General features: G+C 61.6%; 13 protein-coding genes. 5 read left to right on the top strand and 8 right to left on the bottom strand.

Features of this window, described 5'->3' with window-relative positions:
• Nucleotides 1-22 precede the first annotated feature (22 nt).
• Nucleotides 23-2458: an FAD-dependent oxidoreductase gene (locus K3557_RS02350; RefSeq protein WP_259997414.1), complete on the bottom strand. Its 2436-nt coding sequence runs from the start codon at nt 2456-2458 to the stop codon at nt 23-25.
• Between the two features lie 187 nt (nt 2459-2645).
• Here K3557_RS02350 and K3557_RS02355 point away from each other — a divergent pair, with 187 nt between their 5' ends.
• Nucleotides 2646-4163, top strand: a complete 1518-nt coding sequence (locus K3557_RS02355) for a trimethylamine methyltransferase family protein (protein WP_259997415.1) — start codon at nt 2646-2648, stop codon at nt 4161-4163.
• 12 nt (nt 4164-4175) lie between these two features.
• On the opposite strand, the gene K3557_RS02360 is transcribed toward K3557_RS02355, so the two are convergent.
• Nucleotides 4176-5150: a LysR family transcriptional regulator gene (locus tag K3557_RS02360; RefSeq protein WP_259997416.1), complete on the bottom strand. Its 975-nt coding sequence runs from the start codon at nt 5148-5150 to the stop codon at nt 4176-4178.
• A gap of 431 nt (nt 5151-5581) precedes the next feature.
• Between K3557_RS02360 and K3557_RS02365 the strand changes: the two genes are divergently transcribed.
• The 4 genes from K3557_RS02365 (at nt 5582) to K3557_RS02380 (ending at nt 10205) form a co-directional block, all read left to right on the top strand.
• Nucleotides 5582-6706, top strand: a complete 1125-nt coding sequence (locus tag K3557_RS02365; protein ID WP_259997417.1) for an extracellular solute-binding protein — start codon at nt 5582-5584, stop codon at nt 6704-6706.
• A 169-nt stretch (nt 6707-6875) separates the two neighbouring features.
• Nucleotides 6876-7988: an ABC transporter ATP-binding protein gene (locus K3557_RS02370; RefSeq protein WP_259997418.1), complete on the top strand. Its 1113-nt coding sequence runs from the start codon at nt 6876-6878 to the stop codon at nt 7986-7988.
• A gap of 13 nt (nt 7989-8001) precedes the next feature.
• Complete coding sequence (locus K3557_RS02375; protein WP_259997419.1) at nt 8002-8922, top strand: ABC transporter permease; 921 nt, start codon at nt 8002-8004, stop codon at nt 8920-8922.
• The gene (locus tag K3557_RS02380) at nt 8919-10205 is read left to right on the top strand and encodes an ABC transporter permease (protein WP_259997420.1); all 1287 of its coding nucleotides are present in this window, start codon (nt 8919-8921) and stop codon (nt 10203-10205) included. The genes K3557_RS02375 and K3557_RS02380 overlap by 4 nt, the downstream gene beginning before the upstream one ends.
• Nucleotides 10206-10270: 65 nt before the next feature.
• Here K3557_RS02380 and K3557_RS02385 read toward each other — a convergent pair whose 3' ends face one another.
• From K3557_RS02385 to K3557_RS02410, 6 genes are all read right to left on the bottom strand, one after another.
• Nucleotides 10271-11275, bottom strand: coding sequence for a GlxA family transcriptional regulator (locus K3557_RS02385; RefSeq protein WP_259997421.1), 1005 nt, complete (start codon nt 11273-11275; stop codon nt 10271-10273).
• A gap of 74 nt (nt 11276-11349) precedes the next feature.
• Nucleotides 11350-14208, bottom strand: a complete 2859-nt coding sequence (gene gcvP, locus K3557_RS02390; protein ID WP_259987051.1) for an aminomethyl-transferring glycine dehydrogenase — start codon at nt 14206-14208, stop codon at nt 11350-11352.
• Between the two features lie 60 nt (nt 14209-14268).
• Nucleotides 14269-14634, bottom strand: coding sequence for a glycine cleavage system protein GcvH (gene gcvH / locus K3557_RS02395; RefSeq protein ID WP_237455378.1), 366 nt, complete (start codon nt 14632-14634; stop codon nt 14269-14271).
• Nucleotides 14635-14655: 21 nt separating this feature from the next.
• A complete protein-coding gene (gene gcvT, locus K3557_RS02400) occupies nt 14656-15753 on the bottom strand; it encodes a glycine cleavage system aminomethyltransferase GcvT (RefSeq protein ID WP_259997422.1) in 1098 nt (365 codons plus the stop codon).
• Nucleotides 15754-15776: 23 nt separating this feature from the next.
• Nucleotides 15777-16190 carry a universal stress protein gene (locus K3557_RS02405; RefSeq protein ID WP_134830447.1) on the bottom strand — a complete coding sequence of 138 codons (414 nt, stop codon included), beginning with the start codon at nt 16188-16190 and terminating at the stop codon, nt 15777-15779.
• A gap of 71 nt (nt 16191-16261) precedes the next feature.
• Complete coding sequence (locus K3557_RS02410) at nt 16262-17632, bottom strand: sodium:alanine symporter family protein (protein ID WP_259987042.1); 1371 nt, start codon at nt 17630-17632, stop codon at nt 16262-16264.
• Nucleotides 17633-17637 lie beyond the last annotated feature (5 nt).

Here is a 17637-nt window from a genome sequence, read left to right on the forward strand (position 1 = left end):
GGGTGTGGCGGCGGGCGATGCGTTATCCGCGGATGCGGGCAAAGTCCGGATCATAGGGGGAGGGGGCGATGACCCTTGCCCCCACCAGATCGCCGTACATGTCGATCTGCATTGCGCTGTCTTCCTCTGCCAGTTCCGGCTCGACAAAGGCATAGGCCAGGTTCATGCCCACCCGGTGGCCCCAATCGCCGGACGTCACGGTGCCCACGACCTTGCCATCTTGCATCAGCGAGGCGCCGCCATGGGCCGGGGCGTGGGTGGCGTCGATCTGCAGCGTGACCAGCTTCTTGCGCAGCCCTTCGGCTTGACGCCTCAGCAACGCCTCCTTGCCGATGAAACCGCTTTTTTCCATCTTCACGAAACGGTCCAACCCGGTTTCAAACGGGTCGAACTCGGTGATCAGGTCGGCTTTCCAGTGCAGAAATCCCTTTTCCATCCGCATCGACTCGACTGCGCGGGCGCCAAACAGCTTCAGGCCGTGTGCCTCGCCCGCCTTCCGCAGCGCCAGGTAGGCCGCATAGAGCGAGGCGTTGGGGACGTGGATTTCATAGGCCAGCTCGCCGGAGAAGCTGACGCCCATCACCGCGGCAGGCGCAAAGCCGATGAAGCATTCGCGCACCGACAGCCAAGGGAAGGCGTCACGCGACCAGTCGCCCCGGGCGCAGGCTGAGAGCACGTCCCGCGCCCGGGGGCCGGCCAGGACCAGGATGGTCTGGTCGTTGGTGAGAGAACGGATCTGCACGTCTTCATCGCTGCGGATGTGCGCCTGCAGCCAGTCCATGTCATGGTATTCGCTGGCCGCCGCCGAGCCGTACCAGACCCGCTCCGGCCCGCGGTCCGAGGCAGGGAGGTTGGCCACTGTGGCTTCGCCCTTGATCATGCCGTGGTGGTTCAGCAGGTATCCAAGCCCGACCCGACCCGCGCGTTTGGTGACGGTGCCGCAGAACATCCGGTCAAGGTAGCTGTGGCGGTCAGCGCCGGTGATCTCGAACCGGTTGAAGCCGTTGACCTCGGCAAGGCCGGCGTTGTCCTGAACGTTCCTTACTTCCGCCGCGATCACCTCGAAGGCTTCGTCAAAGTTGAAGGACAGTGAAGGATGGAAGTCTGGTGCTGGCTTGATGTAGTCGACACGCTCCCAGCCGTTCACCACGGTGAACTCGGCGCCTTCGGCCGCCATCACCGGGGTCAGCGGTGTGGTCTTGGCCGGGCGGCCCGCCGGGCGGTGCTCATGCGGGAAGTGGAAGCGGAATTCGTTCTGGTAGTCTTCGATCGCCTTCAGCGCGGTCAGCTCGACATTGGTGTGGCCCGTGAAGCGGCGGGGATCAATGCACCAGGTGTCGTACTGCGCCTCGCCATGCACGATCTGCTGTGCCAAAAGCCAGCCGTGGCCGCCACCTTCGCCCAGGCCCGCCCGCAACCCGATTATGCAGAACGCGTTGCGCTTGCCTGGAATCTGTCCGACCAAGGGTGCCCCGTCGATGGTATAGGTGATCGGGCCGTTGACCACGGTATGGATGCCGGTGTCCATCAGCGCAGGCATCCGGGCAAATGCGCCCTCCAGCACATCCGTGACCCGGTCCAGATCATCGGGGCAGAGCGCGTTCACAAAGTTCGGATCAATCCCGTCCAAACCCCAGGTTTTGCAGTCCTGTTCGTAGAAACCTACCAGCAGGCCGTTCTTTTCCTGGCGGCAATAGTAATCGCTGATCGGGCAGCGCAACAGCGGCATCCGGTGTCCTGCGTCCTTGATCGCGGGGATCTCCTCGGTCAGGAAATACTGGTGCTCCATCGAGGCAACGGGGTGGTGCACGCCCATCATGGCGCCGACCTCGTTCACCCGGTAGCCGCAGGCGTTCACCACGATGTCGCAATCGATATCGCCGTGTTCTGTATGCACCGTCCAGGTGTCGTCCTGGTGCTGGGTGAGGGCGGTCACCGGCGTGTTGCGGTAGACCTCGGCACCGGCCTTGCGGGCGCGCCGCGCCAGCGCCTGGCACAGCTGGGCCGGGTCAATGTCGCCATCCAGCGGGTCCCACAAGCCGCCGATCAGATTGCCGGTGGAGATCAGCGGATGGCGGCGGGCGCATTCCTCGGCGTCGATCACCTCGAACGCCACATCCATACCGCGCGCCATGGAGGTAAAGTGGCGGTAGCCCTGCATCTGTGCTTCGGTATTAGCCAGACGGATACCGCCGTCGCCGTGGTGGTAGTTGATCGGGTAATCCGGGTCTTCAGCCAGTTCCTTGTACAGGTTGATCGAGTGGGTCTTGAGGCCGACCATGGTCTGGTTCATGCCGAAATTCGTGACCTGGGCCGCTGAATGCCAAGTGGTGCCGCTGGTCAGTTCGTTGCGTTCGACAAGAACGACGTCGCTCCAGCCTTCCTGAGTGAGGTGGTAGAGGGTGGAGCAGCCTGCGATGCCGCCGCCGATCACCACAACCTTGGTGCGCGATTTCATGAAAGGGACCTCCCGATGGATTTTGCATGACTAAGCGCCCAGTCAGCGCAGGCTGCAATGCAGGGGCCTGTCATTCTCAAAAATTAGAAAACTTTGTTGAATAAATTGGGAGTATTGATCCGCTGATTGCCAGCCTGCGGCTGTGGCGGGATCATTGGGGCAAGGTTTACCTCAGGAGGTCACACTAATGGCAGAGCAGCGAGCCAAACGGGGCGGGCGCCGGGAGCGTTTGGCGCTGAGGGCGGCAAAGCCTGCCGTGGATCCCTGTCCGCCGGGCCAGATCGGCGGAGCCTATAAGCCGCTGACGCCTGAGGAACTGGAACGGGTTTACTCCACAGCACTGGAATTGCTGGCCAAGCTTGGCATGGGGGAAGTTCCGCCCCGGCTGCACGCCGATCTGCTGGCGGCAGGGGCGCAGGACAACGGTGCCGGGCGGGTATTGTTCCCGCCGCAACTGGTGGAACAGGCGATTGACCAGGCTGCCAAAACCTTTGTTCTGCACGGGCGCGATGACAGCCGCTCAATCACGGTGGGCGGCAATGCGGTGCATTTCGGCACCGGCGGCGCGGCGGTGCAGACGCTGGATATGGAAAGCGGGGTGTACCGGCCTTCGACCCTGGCTGACCTGCATGACTTTACCCGGCTGCAGGACACGCTGGCCAATGTCAGCTGGTTCACCCGCTGCTGCGTGGCGACAGATGTGCCGGATAATTACGATCTGGACGTGAACACGGTCTATGCGCTGCTGAAGAACACCACCAAACCGGTGGCGACGTCGTTCACGCTGGCTGAGCATGTGGCGCCGATTGTGGAGATGCTGGATATCGCTGCAGGCGGTCCGGGGGAGTTCTCCAAACGCCCTTTCGTCAAGGCGCATATCAGCCCGGTCATCTCTCCTATGCGGTATGGCGAGGATGCGGTGGACGTTGTCTATGAATGCATCAGGCACAACATTCCAATGTCCTGCATAACTGCGGCCCAGGCGGGGGCAACGGCGCCTGCTACATTGGCGGGATTTCTCGCGCAATCGCTGGCCGAGACCCTGGCCAGCCTGGTGATGGTCCACGCGATCCAGCCGGGTTTCCCGATGGTGTTCTCCAACTGGCCTTTGGTGATTGACCTGCGCACCGGGGCGTTCTCTGGCGGCAGCGGCGAGACGGCGGTGCTGAATGCGGCGTCGGCGCAACTGTCGAACTGGCTGGGTCTGCCCTCGGGCGTGGCATGCTCAATGACCGACGCCAAAGCGATTGACGCGCAATACGGGGCTGAAAAGGGGCTGACCTCGCTCGCAGCGGCGCTGGCCGGGGGCAATCTGATTTATGAAAGCTCGGGCATGACGGCGTCGCTTCTGGGGGTAAGTTTTGAAGGTTTCGTGCTGGATGACGAGATGCATTCCCACACCTACCGCGCCCTGCGCGGGATTGAGGTGAGCGAGGAAAACCTCGGGTTCGAGGCGATCTGCGCGGTGGTGCTGGGCGAGGGGCATTTCCTGGGCGGTCAGCATACTTTGGCGGCGATGGAGCGGGATTATTTCTACCCGGCGATAGCGGACCGGGATGAGCCACGCACCTGGGCGGAAAAGGGCGGGTTGGATGCCTGGGCACAGGCACGGTTGCGGGCGCAGGAAATTCTGCGGACCCATCAGCCCGCGTATCTGACTGCAGAGCAGGACCGGGAGATCCGGGCGCGGTTCAAGATCTATTAAGAGGCCGGGCGGTCAAGAGATCAGGGTGAAACTGTCCGCAAGCCAGGGCGCGCTTTGCTGGAACGGTTTGATTGCGTGGTCAGCAATCAGTGTGCGCATCCGGCTGTCGACCAGATCAAGGATCGAGCGCGAGCAATCCGGCGTCGAAACGATGGCCAAAGTGCGCGAGAAGCTTTTGCCCGGAAAAGCGACCATGCTCAGCTTGGGCTGGAACAGCTTGGCGCGGGAAAACAGCAACGGCGTGGTGATCGTCCAGCCGGCACCCGCTGCCACCATGGCCATCAGTGTCTGATTGCTGGCGCATTCGAACCGGTGCGGCAGCGACAGGCCCATCCGCCGCAACTGGGTTTCGATCTGGCGGGAAATGATCTGGTTGCTGGCAAAGCGCAGGAAGGGCAGCGTGCTGCGGCCTTCGATAACCTCCTGCAGCATGGGTTCGTCTGATTTGGACAGCACCGCAACAAAGGGATCGCGCAGCAGCGGCCTGTCCTGCAGATCGCGCAATCGCTCAGACGGGGTGGTGGTGATACCCAGATCCAGCTGCCGGTCGCGCAGCATGGCCAGGATCGCATGGCTGGAATCGGTCTGATACATGAAATCGCAGCGCGGCATGCTGGTCGACAGGTATACGGCCAGCTCAGGGATGATGTCGCTGTCAAAATCCTCGATCGTGCCAAGCCGAAGGTAGCTGGCCTCGGAAATGTTTCCGGCAGAAGCCTCGGCCTTGGCCTTGCGGATCGTGTGCAGCGCATCGCCGATGCTGCGCAGGAAAACCTGGCCTTTGGGTGTCAGAACCATGGGGCGGCGGCTGTGGTTGAACAGCTCCACACCCAGATGATCCTCAAGATTGCGCAGATGGTGCGAGATGGTGCTGACCGACAGGCCGGTCTCCTCGGAGACTTCCTGCAAAGACCCTTTGCGGGCGGTGATCTGGAACAGTTCCAGCCCTTTCAGGCTCAGATCTTTGCGGGTGGAGTGGCTGGGCATCGAATATGTCTCCCACAATTCCGCGGCTGCGTCATGAGGGGTTTTTCAGATTTCCGCCAATTCTTGCCAATAACCTGGACACTATAGCCGGGCCGGATGCGGTTGGGCCGTTACGCGGGCAAACCGCTCCTTGCGCAGCTGCTTCGTGCGCCCGCGCGGGAAATGCCGCTGCCTTGTAAAGGGTTTATGAACATTGACGCCTCGCGCCGACGAGCGCACACTGCAGCCACAGCGATGGTTTTTCAGCCGATGCATTGTCGTGGAGGATATTTAACTGCACCGAAACTGGCGTTATGCAAAGCCGGATTGCGAAAGTTCTGGCCTTATCAGTTTTGGAAACTGTCACTGTAGGCGGGGCGCATGACTCCGCAAGGTTTCACGGTTGAAACAATAAGAACAACAAACAACAGTCCAAAGGGAGATAACTGGATATGACAGCAAAGACTTCAATCAGCCGCCGCACGGTGCTCAAAAGCGCAGGTGCTGCGGCACTGGCAGCGCCGCTTTACTCAAAAAGCGCGCTGGCGTCTTCCGGCGAAGTGAACATTCTGATGTGGTCGGACTATCTGCCGCCGGAGTTCATTTCGGGTTTCGAGGCCAAGACCGGCATCAAGGTGAATTACACCGGTATCGGTTCCAACGAAGAAATCATCAACAAGATGAAGGCCACCAAAGGCCAAGGCTTTGACATCGTTTCACCGACCAACAACCGCTCGCTGCAGTGGGGGCCGCTGGAACTGCTGAAGCCGTTCGACATGAACAAAGTCAACGTTGACGCGGTGAACCCGGCGATGGCCAAGATCGGCACCGACGCCTGGAACTTTGGCGGTTCGGGCGTGCATTGGCTGCCGCATATCTGGGGCACCGAGGGCATTGCATACCGCACTGACAAATGGCTGCCGGCGGGCGACGCGCCGTCTTATGGCGACGTCTGGTCGGAAGAAAATGCCGGCAAGACCATGGGCCGGGCGCATTCGATGATGCTGGGCGCGGGTCTTTACATGGAAGCCTCGGGCGAGATGGAGCCTGGCTCGATCTGGGCGGCTTACGACGACGAGGAAACCATGCGCAAGGTCTGGGGCCAGGTCACCGACTGGTGTGTGGCGCGCAAGAACCGGATCAAGCTGATCTGGAACGATGCGGACACCCAGAAAAACGGCCTGTTGAACGAGGGTGTTGTGGTCGGTCAGACTTGGGACGGCCCGCCGCTGGCGCTTAAGTCCGCTGGCGAACCTGTGCACTATCAGGCACCGGTCGAAGGCTCGATGGCTTGGGTCGACGGCATCTCTATGCCGGTTGGCGCCAAGAACGAAGAGCAGGTTTATGCCTTTGTCTCTTACGCTTACGAGCAAGAGCCGGCAGGCAAGGCAATCGACAGCCATGGCTACAACTCGCCGGTTCTGGGCGCCGACAGCCACTCGGGCGATGTCTACAAGAAGAACTTTGCCGAAGCCTATCCGGGCAACTCGCTGGCCAATCTGAACCCATGGCCGGCCGAGGCGCCGTGGTATGCGGACGTGCGGACCGAGTTCGTCAACAAGTTCAAAAGCGCCTAAGCGAAGCGCCTGATCTTGCGGGCCTCCGGGAGATCTATCCCGGGGGCCGGTTTCGTGCCGCTGGCAGCCAGCCGGAACGGCGCAATCAACAATAATACAAGGGAAGCAGGTCTTGCGGGGCCGGTGGAGCGCCACCGGAATGGGGATCTGCACCCTGGGGAGAAGCCAAATGAGTGCTGGGGTCGGCGTTGATCTCGAGAATCTTTGGATCCGGTTCGGTGACTTTGTTGCCGTGCGCGATGCCAATGTGAACATCAATGGAGGGGATTTCTTCTCCTTCCTGGGGCCCTCGGGCTGCGGCAAAACCACCATCCTGCGGGCGGTCTCAGGCTTTCTTGAGCCAAGCGATGGCCGGGTGCTGATTGGCGGCAATAACATGAAGGGGATCGGACCGAACAAGCGCCCGACTGCGCTGATCTTTCAGAATCTGGCGCTGTTCCCGCTGATGAAGGTCTGGGAAAACATCACGTTCTCCATGGAGATCAAGGGCGCCTCGGCCAGGGAACGGCGCAAGCGCGCGGATGAGCTGTTGGACATGATCGCGCTGCCGGGCCAGGGCGACAAACTGCCCTCCGAATTGTCTGGCGGCCAGCGTCAGCGGGTAGCGATTGCGCGCGCCTTGTGCGCCGAACCGGATGTGCTGCTGCTTGATGAACCGCTGTCGGCGCTTGACCTCAAGTTGCGCCAGCACATGCGCACCGAGCTGCGCGAGATTCAGCAGCGGGTCGGCATCACTTTTATCTACATCACCCACGATCAGGGCGAGGCGCTCACCATGTCCGACAATATCGCGGTGATGAAGGCCGGGGTGATTGACCAGATCGGTGATGGCAAAACCATCTATAACGATCCGGCCACCGCTTTTGCGGCGTCTTTCGTGGGCGAAAACAACGTCTTCCGCGGCAAGGTGAAACGGGTGATGGGCGACGAGGCCCTGATCGCCACCAACCGGTCAGGCGATCTGGTGGCGCGGGTTTCCACCGCCAATCAGGGCCGCATGAAAGAAGGCGACGAGGCGATGATGTTCATCCGTCCCGAGGCCTTTGCGCTGGCGCCCGAGGGCGCGGCGGGCGACCATTTCGTGACTGCGCGCGTCAACCACGAGGAGTTTGAGGGCAATAGCTTCAACATCTTCATGGAAGGCGACGGCGGTAAGGAGCTGAAGGTCTCGATCCCCAATCTGGGTCAGTCTTTTGATGACCACACCGGTCAGAACATCACCCTGGAATACCAGACGAAAAACGCCGTCTGTGTTCCGGCTGGTGAGCTGGCCGCAGAATGAGGAGGCCCACGCTATGCCAAGCTTCCTGAGGGAGTTCTTTAAACGCAACGGTGTCGGCATGGGCAGCCTGATGCTGGGCCTGGTCCTGTTCTGGACCATCGGCCTGATCATCCTGCCGCAGCTGTCGATGCTCGACTTTTCCTTCCGTCCCAACCTGCCGCCGCCAGAGATCGGCGGCCCCAAGGACGTCTATACGGTCGAAAACTACAAATATCTGGTGTTCGGACCGGAAGGCGGCAGCCAAAGCTACAACGCCGTCGACCTCAATGTGTTCTTCCGTACCCTGGTGGCAGCGGTCTGCGTCACTATCTTCAACCTGATCCTGTGCTACCCGATCGCCTATTACCTGGCCCAGACCAAAGGCAATCACATCCGCATCTTCGCGTTGATGCTGATCATCCCCTACTGGATCAACGAGATCCTGCGGGCCTTTGCGCTGCGCATCATCTTCGGCGAGACCGGGGTCCTTAACAACTTTCTGGTGGGGCTGGGGGTTTTCGACACCCCGTTTGACTTTATCCGCAATGACATCGCGCTTTATGCGGGTCTGGGCTATGCCTACATCCTCTTGATGATCTTCCCGATCTACAACGTGATCGAAAGCCTCGACCGCAACCAGATTGAGGCGGCGCGGGACATGGGGGCAAGCTGGACGAAGATCCACCAGCGGGTTGTGATCCCTTACGCCAAGCCGGGCATTTCCTCGGGCTGCACCATGGTATTCATGCTGTCCGCCGGTGCGTTGGCGGCGCCGCAGATCCTTGGCGGACCGTCTTCCCTGTGGTTCACCCAGCTGATCTATCAGCAGTTCAACGACAACTCCGACTGGCCGCAGGGCGCCGCTTATGCGGTGGTTCTTCTGGTCACCTGTATCCTGCTTGTTTTGGCGATCATGCGCCTGTTCAAGGTGAACATGGGGGATATCGGCAAATGAAGAACTTCTCCTTTATGCGCGTAAGCCTTTGGGTCTATCTGGCGATCTTTTTTGCCTATCTGCTTGGCCCGCTGGTGATCATGTCGGCGACCGCATTCAACTCGCCTTCGTTCCCGCGGATGACCCCTTGGGAATGCCTGACGTTTGAATGGTTCTCGGCTCTGTTCCAGGACGAGCGGATCCTGAACGGGATCTGGAACTCGGTCCTGGTGGGGGCGGGCACGATTGTGCTGTCGGTGTCGATGGGGCTGGCAGGGGCGCTGATGCTGACCCAGATCTGGCCGAAATTGCGCGCGACCTATTACACCATCATCATCGCGCCGATCCTGATCCCCGGCGTGGTCATTGGCATCTCGACCCTGGTGTTCTGGGACCGGATCAACCGGATGCTGGGACTGGGCGCGGACAGCTGGCTGTCGAACGGTCTGTTCCTGACCATCATCGGCCAGTCCACCTTTATCGCCAGCTACTGCATGCTGGTCTTGGTGGCGCGTCTGCAGCGTTATGATATCGCGCTGACCGAGGCAGCGCTGGATCTGGGCGCCACCCATGCCCAGGCTTTCCGCAAGGTGCTGCTGCCGTTCATGCGGCCTGCCATCGCTTCGGCCGCGGTGCTGGCGTTCCTGGCCAGTTTCGAGAACTACAACACCACCACCTTCACCTTCGGCGAATACCCGACGCTGACCATCGAGCTGGCGCAGAAGGTGCGCTATGGCATCACCCCGGCGATCTCGGCGCTGGCCTTTATCATCGTGGTGCTGACGGTGATTGCGGCGCTGTTCAACGAGGCCGGCATCCGCCGCCGCGAACTGGTGGCGGCGGCGCGCAAACAGGCCACGGTGGAGGAACTGGAAAGCGGCAAGCTGCGGCTGCCGGGGTTCCTCAGCTCCAATGTTGCAGCGGTGGGGCTGGTGATAGTGGCCTGCGCGACGGTGGCGGTGGTCGGCACCGCGACGGTCTACAGTCCGGCGCAATGTATCGCGAACGTTCAGGAGCAGAAGCAGCTGGAAGCCCAGGAACGCATCCAGGAGCTACGCCGCCAGCGGGATCTGCGCCGTCAGCAGCAGCAAGAGCAGCAGGGCGAAACCCCTGCGCAAACTGCGCCTTCAGGTAGCAACAACTCCGGCTTTGGCGGCGTCTTTGCGCCGGGCAGCCTGTCGGGGGATGAAGAAGATGGCGCGGAGGCAGAGCAGGAGCCGCAGGGCAACAGCTCCGGTTTCGGCAATGTTTTTGACCCCGGTGCCCTCTCCAACGACGGCGAGGAAAGCGGATCAGACAACTGAACCAGCTCCAAACAAACAAAAGGCGGCTTTAGGGCCGCCTTTTTCATGAATGACCCAGTTTGTCTTCAGGCGGCGGAACCTGCCGGGTGGCTGTCCGCGTAGTATTGTTTGCGGAAAGCCTGCGGGCTGGTCTTGTATTCCCGCTTGAACCATTCGGTGAGGTTGCTGCGCGAGCCAAATCCGGTAGCGGCGACAATCTCGGCCAGCGGCAGGGTGGTGTGCAGCAGCAGCTGACGGGCCTTCTCAATCCGCAGCTTGCGATAGGCAGCCAGCGGGCTGGTGCGGGTCTTTTGCTGAAAGCGGCGCTCCAGCTTGCGCGGAGAAACGCCGGCCTGCTGGGCAATGTCGCGGATCAGCAGCGGCTCTTCCAGGTTCTGTTGCATCAGGTCAAGGATCTTGACAATCAGCGCGTCGCCGCCGGCGGTCTGGCGCAGTTGCAGCGATATTTTTGACTGTTCCGATGCCGGGCCAAAGGCCAGGCCGAGGTAATCACAGACCGCATCGGCGATGAACGGTCCACGGTCGGCGCGCAGGAAACCGGCCAGCAGGCGCAGGGCGGCGAAACTGCTGACGGCAGTGTTGATGCGTCCGGCGGCAGTTGTCAGCGTGCCTGCCGGGGCGCAGGTCAGCTGCTCTTCCTCTGCGGCGGCAGCGAAATTCGAATGCACGGCAGTCTCGAAGGCCGCCTGCAGCCCGGACTCGGCCAGCAGAAAGATGGCACTGCCGGCAAACAGGCAGCGTTGGGCCTGGCGGCAGATCCGCTGCAGGCTGGCCTTTTCACCTGAGTTCAGCGGCCAGCGGCTGGAGATACCGCCGAGGAAAATGACGGTTTGCGGTTTCCACCCCGCGGGCACGGCGCGCATTTGCGAGCTGAGGTTGCGCACGGCAGTGCGGTATCCGCTGTCGGGAAACAGATCATTGGCGGCGCGGAAAACTTCGCAAATCATTTGCGCCGCGGCAGGGGGTTCTGACTGCGGCAGGATGATTTCGACGTCGTGGAAGCGGGCGTGTGCCGCGCTGTCAGCAGAGCGCTGGAAAGCTGGCACGGTCAGCGGTTCGAGACGGGACATCATTCTCTCCTCTGAGCGGGTCATGCGGGGGTGCCCTGCCGGGCGGGGCCGGCAGGGCACGGAGCCTGAAAAAATCAGGCTTCGTTTTCTTCGTAGTCCGACATCGGCGGGCAGGTGCAGATCAGGTGGCGGTCGCCATAGGCGTTGTCCACCCGGTTCACAGCCGGCCAGTATTTGTCGACACCAAGGTTGCCCGGAGGGAAGCAGGCCTGTTCGCGGCTGTAGGGACGGTCCCATTCACCCACCAGGTCGCGCACCGTGTGCGGCGCGTGCTTAAGCGGGTTGTTTTCAGGATCGATCTTGCCGTCGATGATGTCCTGCGCCTCCGAGCGGATCGACAGCATGGCCTCGCAGAAGCGGTCCAGCTCGTCCTTGGGCTCGGATTCAGTCGGCTCTACCATCAGCGTGCCGGCCACCGGCCAGGACATGGTCGGGGCGTGGAAGCCCGAGTCGACCAGACGCTTGGCGATATCGTCCACGGTGACGTGGCCTTCCTCATCCAGCGGGCGGGTGTCCAGGATGCATTCATGCGCCACACGGCCCGTTTCCGAGGTGTAGAGGATCTTATATGCATCCTTGAGGCGCGCTGCGATGTAGTTGGCGTTCAGGATCGCAACCTTGGTCGCCTGGGTCAGGCCCGAACCGCCCATCAGCAGGCAGTAGGCCCAGCTGACCGGCAGGATCGAGGGCGAACCGAACGGAGCCGCCGAAACCGGCCCCACGGCAGTGCCGTATTCCGGGTGGCCTGGCAGGTGCTCGGTCAGATGCGCCTTGACGCCGATCGGACCCATGCCGGGGCCGCCGCCGCCGTGCGGAATGCAGAAGGTCTTGTGCAGGTTCAGGTGCGAAACGTCGCCGCCGATTTTGCCCGGCTGGGCCAGGCCCACCATGGCGTTCATGTTGGCGCCGTCGATATAGACCTGGCCGCCGTGATCATGGGTGATCTGGCAGACCTCCTGCACGGTTTCCTCGAACACACCGTGGGTCGACGGGTAGGTGATCATGCAAGCCGCGAGATTGTCGCTGTGCTGCTCGGCCTTGGCACGGAAGTCGGCGACATCGATGTTGCCGCTATCGTCCGCTTTGACCGGGATCACCTTGTAGCCCACCATCTGCGCCGACGCCGGGTTGGTGCCGTGTGCGGAGGTCGGGATCAGGCAGATGTTGCGGTGCGCTTCGCCGCGCGACGCGTGGTAGCTGCGGATGGTCAAAAGGCCCGCATATTCGCCCTGCGCCCCGGAATTCGGCTGCTGGGAGATCGCATCATAGCCGGTGATCTGGCACAACTTGTCGTTCAGATCGTCGATCATCTGGTGGTAGCCCTGCGCCTGGTCTTCTGGGCAGAAGGGGTGCAGGTTGCCGAATTCCGGCCAGGTGACCGGGATCATCTCGATGGTCGCATTGAGCTTCATGGTGCAAGAACCCAGCGGGATCATCGCACGGTCCAGCGCCAGATCGCGGTCGGCCAGGCGGCGCATGTAGCGGGTGATTTCAGCTTCGGCCCGGTTCTTGTGGAAGATCGGGTGGGTCAGATATTCGCTTTCGCGCAGCGCATAATCGGGCAGGCGGTAGGCGCGGTTTGCGACGCTATCGTCTTTCTTGTCGATGCCAAAGGCCGCCCAAACGGCTTCGATGGTCCCGGCGCGGGTCTGTTCGTCCAGCGAAATGCCGATGCGGTCTTCACCCACTTTGCGCAGGTTCACGCCGCGGGCGACAGCCGCTTCCATGACGGTTTTCTGCAGCGGGCCAACGTCGACGGTGATGGTGTCGAAGAAGACTTCCGGTTCCACCTTGAAACCGTTCTCCTCCAGGCCGGCGGCCAGGCGCGAGGTCTTGCGGTGCACCGACTGGGCAATCGCCTTGATGCCGTCGGGGCCGTGATAGACCGCATACATCGACGCGATGACGGCCAGCAGCGCCTGTGCGGTACAGACGTTGGAGTTGGCTTTTTCGCGGCGGATGTGCTGTTCGCGGGTTTGCAGCGCCAGGCGGTAGGCCTTGTTGCCGCGCGCATCCACGGACACACCAATAATGCGGCCGGGCATGGCGCGCTTCAGCTTATCGGTGGTCGCCATATAGGCCGCGTGCGGGCCGCCGTAGCCCATCGGAACGCCAAAACGCTGGGTTGAGCCGATGGCGATATCCGCACCCATTTCACCGGGCGATTTCAGCAGCGCCAGCGACAGAATGTCGGCGGCGACAACGGCGATCCCCTTGTGCTCGTGGATGGCTTCGATTTCCGATGTGAAATCGCGCACATGGCCGTAGGTGCCGGGATACTGGAAGATGGCGCCAAAGACTGCGCCGGGATCCAGATCATCGGGATCGGCAACCACCACGTCGATGCCCAGAGGCTCGGCGCGGGTCTGGATCACGGCGACGGTCTGCGGGTGGCAGTTCTTGTCGACGAAGAAGGCGGCGTTGTTGGCCTTGGAGCGCGAGCCGCGGTGCGCCATCGACATGGCTTCGGCGGCGGCGGTGGCTTCGTCCAGCAGCGAGGCGTTGGCGATGTCCAGGCCGGTCAGGTCGCTGACCATGGTCTGGAAGTTCAAGAGCGCCTCGAGACGGCCCTGGGAGATTTCCGGCTGATAGGGCGTATAGGCGGTGTACCAGGCCGGGTTTTCCAGGATGTTGCGCAGGATCGGCGCCGGAGTGGTGGTGCCGTAATAGCCCTGGCCGATCAGTGTGGTCAGAACCTTGTTTTTGGAGGCGATCTCTTTCATGTGGAAGAGGGCGTCGCGCTCGGTCATTGCCGGGCCCCAGTCCAGCGCCTCTTTCTGGCGGATGGCGGGCGGCACAGTGGCGTCGATCAGCTCGTCCAGGGTTTTGAAGCCGATCACCTGCAGCATGTCGGCCATCTCTTGCGGAGACGGGCCGATGTGGCGCCGGTTGGCGAAGTCATAGGCTTCGTAATCGGTAAGTTTGAAGGCCATTTCATAGGTCCTTGTCTGGGGCAATGGACCCCGCCGGGGGTGCCGGCGGGGAGGGGGTGCTTAACCGATCAGGGCTTTGTAGCCGTCCAGATCCATCAGATCGTCCAGCTGGGACGCGTCCGACAGTTTGATCTTGTAAATCCAGGCGTCGGCTTCCGGGCTTTCGTTCAGAGCGCCGGGGTTGTCGGCCAGGGTTTCGTTCACCTCGACCACTTCACCGTCCAGCGGCGCGTAGATTTCGGAGGCTGCTTTCACCGACTCGATCACACCGATTTCGCCGCCTTTTTCGAACTCGTCGCCGGTTTCGCGCTGCTCGACAAAGACGACTTCGCCCAGCTGATCGGCGGCGTGCTGGGTGATGCCCAGGGTTGCCACATCGCCTTCAACGGTGATCCATTCATGGTCTTCGGAATAATAGGTGGCCATTTTGACTCTCCTGATGATGTCTTAGCGTTTGTAGTTCTGTGTGACGAAGGGCAGGGCGACGATCTCAGCCGGCTGTGCCTTGCCGCGGATGATGAGGTTCACCTTGGTGCCTGCCGCGCTATGATCTGCCGCAACATAGCCCATGGCAACCGGGCCTCCGACGGTGGGGCCGAAGCTGCCCGAGGTGATGGCACCAAGAGTATCGCCGCCTTCGCTCTGGACTTCCACGCCCTGGCGGGCCGGTGCACGGCCTTCGGGTTTGATGCCGACCAGCTTTTTGGCCGTGCCTTCGGCCAGTTCTTTCTGGATGCGGGCCGCACCGGGAAAGCCGCCTTCTTCGCGGCGGCGCTTTTGGATGGCCCAGTTCAGCGAGGCCTCGATCGGGGATGTCGACTGGTCGATGTCGTTTCCATAGAGGCACAGACCGGCTTCCAGGCGCAAGCTGTCGCGGGCGCCAAGGCCTGCGGGTTCGCAGTCGTCATGGGCCAGGAACAGTTTGGACACACGGATGGCGTCTGCTTCGGGGATCGAAATCTCGTAGCCGTCTTCACCGGTGTAGCCGAGGCGCGAGATGCGGCATTCGACGCCGCCAATATCGGCCAGGACAGTTTCCATGAACTTCAGATCGCGGGCAGCGGGGCACAGTTCGCCCACCACGTCCTCGGCCTTGGGGCCTTGGACGGCAACCAGCGCGCGGTCGAAGATCTCGGTTACCTCAATGCCGTCCAGGTTGGCCTGCATGTGCGGGATGTCCTGGTGGCGCAGGGCGGCGTTCACCACGACAAAGTAGTGGTCACCGGCATTGGAGACGATCAGGTCGTCCATGATGCCGCCATCATCATTGGTGAAGAAGCCGTAGCGCGCCTTGCCCTCTTTCAAAGTGGCAAAAGCCTGCGGGCAGAGCGTTTCCAGCTTCTCGCCCACATTGTCGCCGCGCAGGATCACCTGACCCATGTGGGAGACATCAAACAGCGCGGCTTTCTCGCGGCACTGCTTGTGCTCACCCATGATGCCCATGGGGTACTGAACCGGCATTTCCCAGCCGGCGAAATCGACGATCTTGCCGCCAAGCTCGACGTGCAGGTCATAAAGCGGGGTGCGTTTGGGTGCATCGGTCATAGTCTTGAGCCTTTCAAGCGGGATCAGTCGCGGACAACCATAACGGTGCAATGCGCATTGCGCACCACACGAGCCAGGTTCGGGCCGATTTCATAGTTCGGGAAGTCGCCCTTGGCCGAGGCCATGACGATCATGTCAAAGCCTTCTTTGTGGGCAAGCTTGAGAATTTCGCGGTAAACGCTGCCTTCTTCGATATGCACCGGCACATCGGAAGCGCTGGCGTTGTCCAGGATCGCCTGCACGGCCTTGCGCACATGGTCCTTGGCGCCGGCGCCATAGTTGGCGGGCAGGTTGGGCAGTTGAATGATCTCGGGGATGACCGAAACAGCGTGCAGCTCCGCGCCGTAGAACTTGGCCTGCTCCAGAGCAAGCGGAAGCGCCTTTTTCCAGGACCGGTCATCGTTGTGATCAAGTGTCAGCAGGATTTTCGTGGCCATCTGTCATCACCTCAGGTGGTAAAATGAGTGCAAGGGGCTGGGGGGCCGTTACAGCCCCCCAAGGAGGTCGGTTACTTGGCAGCTGTGCCAGTACCTTCGGACGCGCCGCCCGAGGCAAAGAACGCTTTCGTCAGTTTGAAGACGATCGGGCTCAGCAGGGCCAGGGCGATCAGGTTCGGAATGGCCATCATGGCGTTCAGCGTATCCGCCAGCAGCCAGACAAAACCGAGGTCCGCAGTTGCGCCAAAGTAGATCGCAACGATCCACAGCACGCGGTAGGGCATCAGCGCTTTGGCACCAAAGAAGAAGCCCACGCATTTCTCGCCGTAGAAAGACCAGCCGAGGATGGTAGTGAAGGCAAAGATCGACAGGGCAACTGCGATCAATGCTCCGCCAATTCCGGGCAGGGAGGTCTCAAAGGCCAGCGAGGTCAGCGCCGCACCGGATTCACCGGACGTCCAGGCACCGGATGCGATGATCGCCAGACCGGTGATCGAGCAAACGATGATGGTGTCGATGAAGGTGCCGAGCATGGCAACCAGACCCTGGTTCACTGGGCCGGCAGTCGAGGCTGCAGCATGCGCAATCGGGGCAGAGCCCAGACCGGCTTCGTTCGAGAACACGCCGCGGGCCACACCAAAGCGGATCGCCGCCCAGACCGCCGCACCAGCAAAACCGCCTTCGGCAGCAGAGGGGGTGAAGGCATGGGTGAAGACCAGGCTCAGCGCGTCGCCGATAGCGCCTGCGTTGATCAGCAGAACCAGCAGGCCGGCGATGATGTAGCTGACGGCCATGAAGGGCACCAGTTTACCAGCCACAGCACCGATGCGGGTGATGCCGCCCAGGATCACGGCTGCGGTCAGAACCATCAGGATCACGCCGGTCACCGAGGTGTTCACGCCAAAGTTCGAGTCCAGAACCTGCGCCACGCCGTTGGCCTGCACACCGTTGCCGATGCCGAAGGCTGCGATGGCGCCAAACAGCGCAAATGCACCGCCAAGCCAGGCCCATTTGGCGCCAAGGCCGTTCTTGATGTAGTACATCGGGCCGCCGACGTAGTTGCCCAGCTCGTCCTGCTCACGGTATTTCACCGCCAGAACAGCTTCGGCGTATTTGGTGGCCATGCCGACCAGAGCGGTCATCCACATCCAGAACAAAGCACCGGGACCGCCCAGGAAAACGGCGGTCGCAACACCGGCAATGTTGCCGGTGCCGATTGTGGCCGACAGCGAAGTCATCAGCGCGTTGAACGGGCTGATCTGGCCTTCACCGCTTGCTTCACGGCCTTTGAACAGCAGGCTGAAGCCCATGCCCAGTTTGAGGATCGGCATGAATTTCAGGCCGACCTGCAGGAAAAAGCCAACGCCCAGAATGAGAACCAGCATAAGCGGCCCCCAAACAATCCCGTTGATCCAGCCTACTGCATTACTTAACGCTTCCATGGGTC

Origin of the sequence: Leisingera sp. M523 (assembly GCF_025141335.1) — a bacterium.
Lineage (GTDB): Bacteria > Pseudomonadota > Alphaproteobacteria > Rhodobacterales > Rhodobacteraceae > Leisingera.

What these genes read in the sequence shown, in the direction of transcription:
- gcvT (WP_259997422.1), bottom strand. Translation starts at nt 15,753, where the DNA reads ATGACCGATGCACCCAAACGCACCCCGCTTTATGACCTGCACGTCGAG.
- K3557_RS02380 (WP_259997420.1), top strand. Translation starts at nt 8,919, where the DNA reads ATGAAGAACTTCTCCTTTATGCGCGTAAGCCTTTGGGTCTATCTGGCG.
- K3557_RS02365 (WP_259997417.1), top strand. Translation starts at nt 5,582, where the DNA reads ATGACAGCAAAGACTTCAATCAGCCGCCGCACGGTGCTCAAAAGCGCA.
- K3557_RS02370 (WP_259997418.1), top strand. Translation starts at nt 6,876, where the DNA reads ATGAGTGCTGGGGTCGGCGTTGATCTCGAGAATCTTTGGATCCGGTTC.
- K3557_RS02375 (WP_259997419.1), top strand. Translation starts at nt 8,002, where the DNA reads ATGCCAAGCTTCCTGAGGGAGTTCTTTAAACGCAACGGTGTCGGCATG.
- gcvH (WP_237455378.1), bottom strand. Translation starts at nt 14,634, where the DNA reads ATGGCCACCTATTATTCCGAAGACCATGAATGGATCACCGTTGAAGGC.
- K3557_RS02355 (WP_259997415.1), top strand. Translation starts at nt 2,646, where the DNA reads ATGGCAGAGCAGCGAGCCAAACGGGGCGGGCGCCGGGAGCGTTTGGCG.
- K3557_RS02350 (WP_259997414.1), bottom strand. Translation starts at nt 2,458, where the DNA reads ATGAAATCGCGCACCAAGGTTGTGGTGATCGGCGGCGGCATCGCAGGC.
- K3557_RS02405 (WP_134830447.1), bottom strand. Translation starts at nt 16,190, where the DNA reads ATGGCCACGAAAATCCTGCTGACACTTGATCACAACGATGACCGGTCC.
- K3557_RS02385 (WP_259997421.1), bottom strand. Translation starts at nt 11,275, where the DNA reads ATGTCCCGTCTCGAACCGCTGACCGTGCCAGCTTTCCAGCGCTCTGCT.
- K3557_RS02410 (WP_259987042.1), bottom strand. Translation starts at nt 17,632, where the DNA reads ATGGAAGCGTTAAGTAATGCAGTAGGCTGGATCAACGGGATTGTTTGG.
- K3557_RS02360 (WP_259997416.1), bottom strand. Translation starts at nt 5,150, where the DNA reads ATGCCCAGCCACTCCACCCGCAAAGATCTGAGCCTGAAAGGGCTGGAA.
- gcvP (WP_259987051.1), bottom strand. Translation starts at nt 14,208, where the DNA reads ATGGCCTTCAAACTTACCGATTACGAAGCCTATGACTTCGCCAACCGG.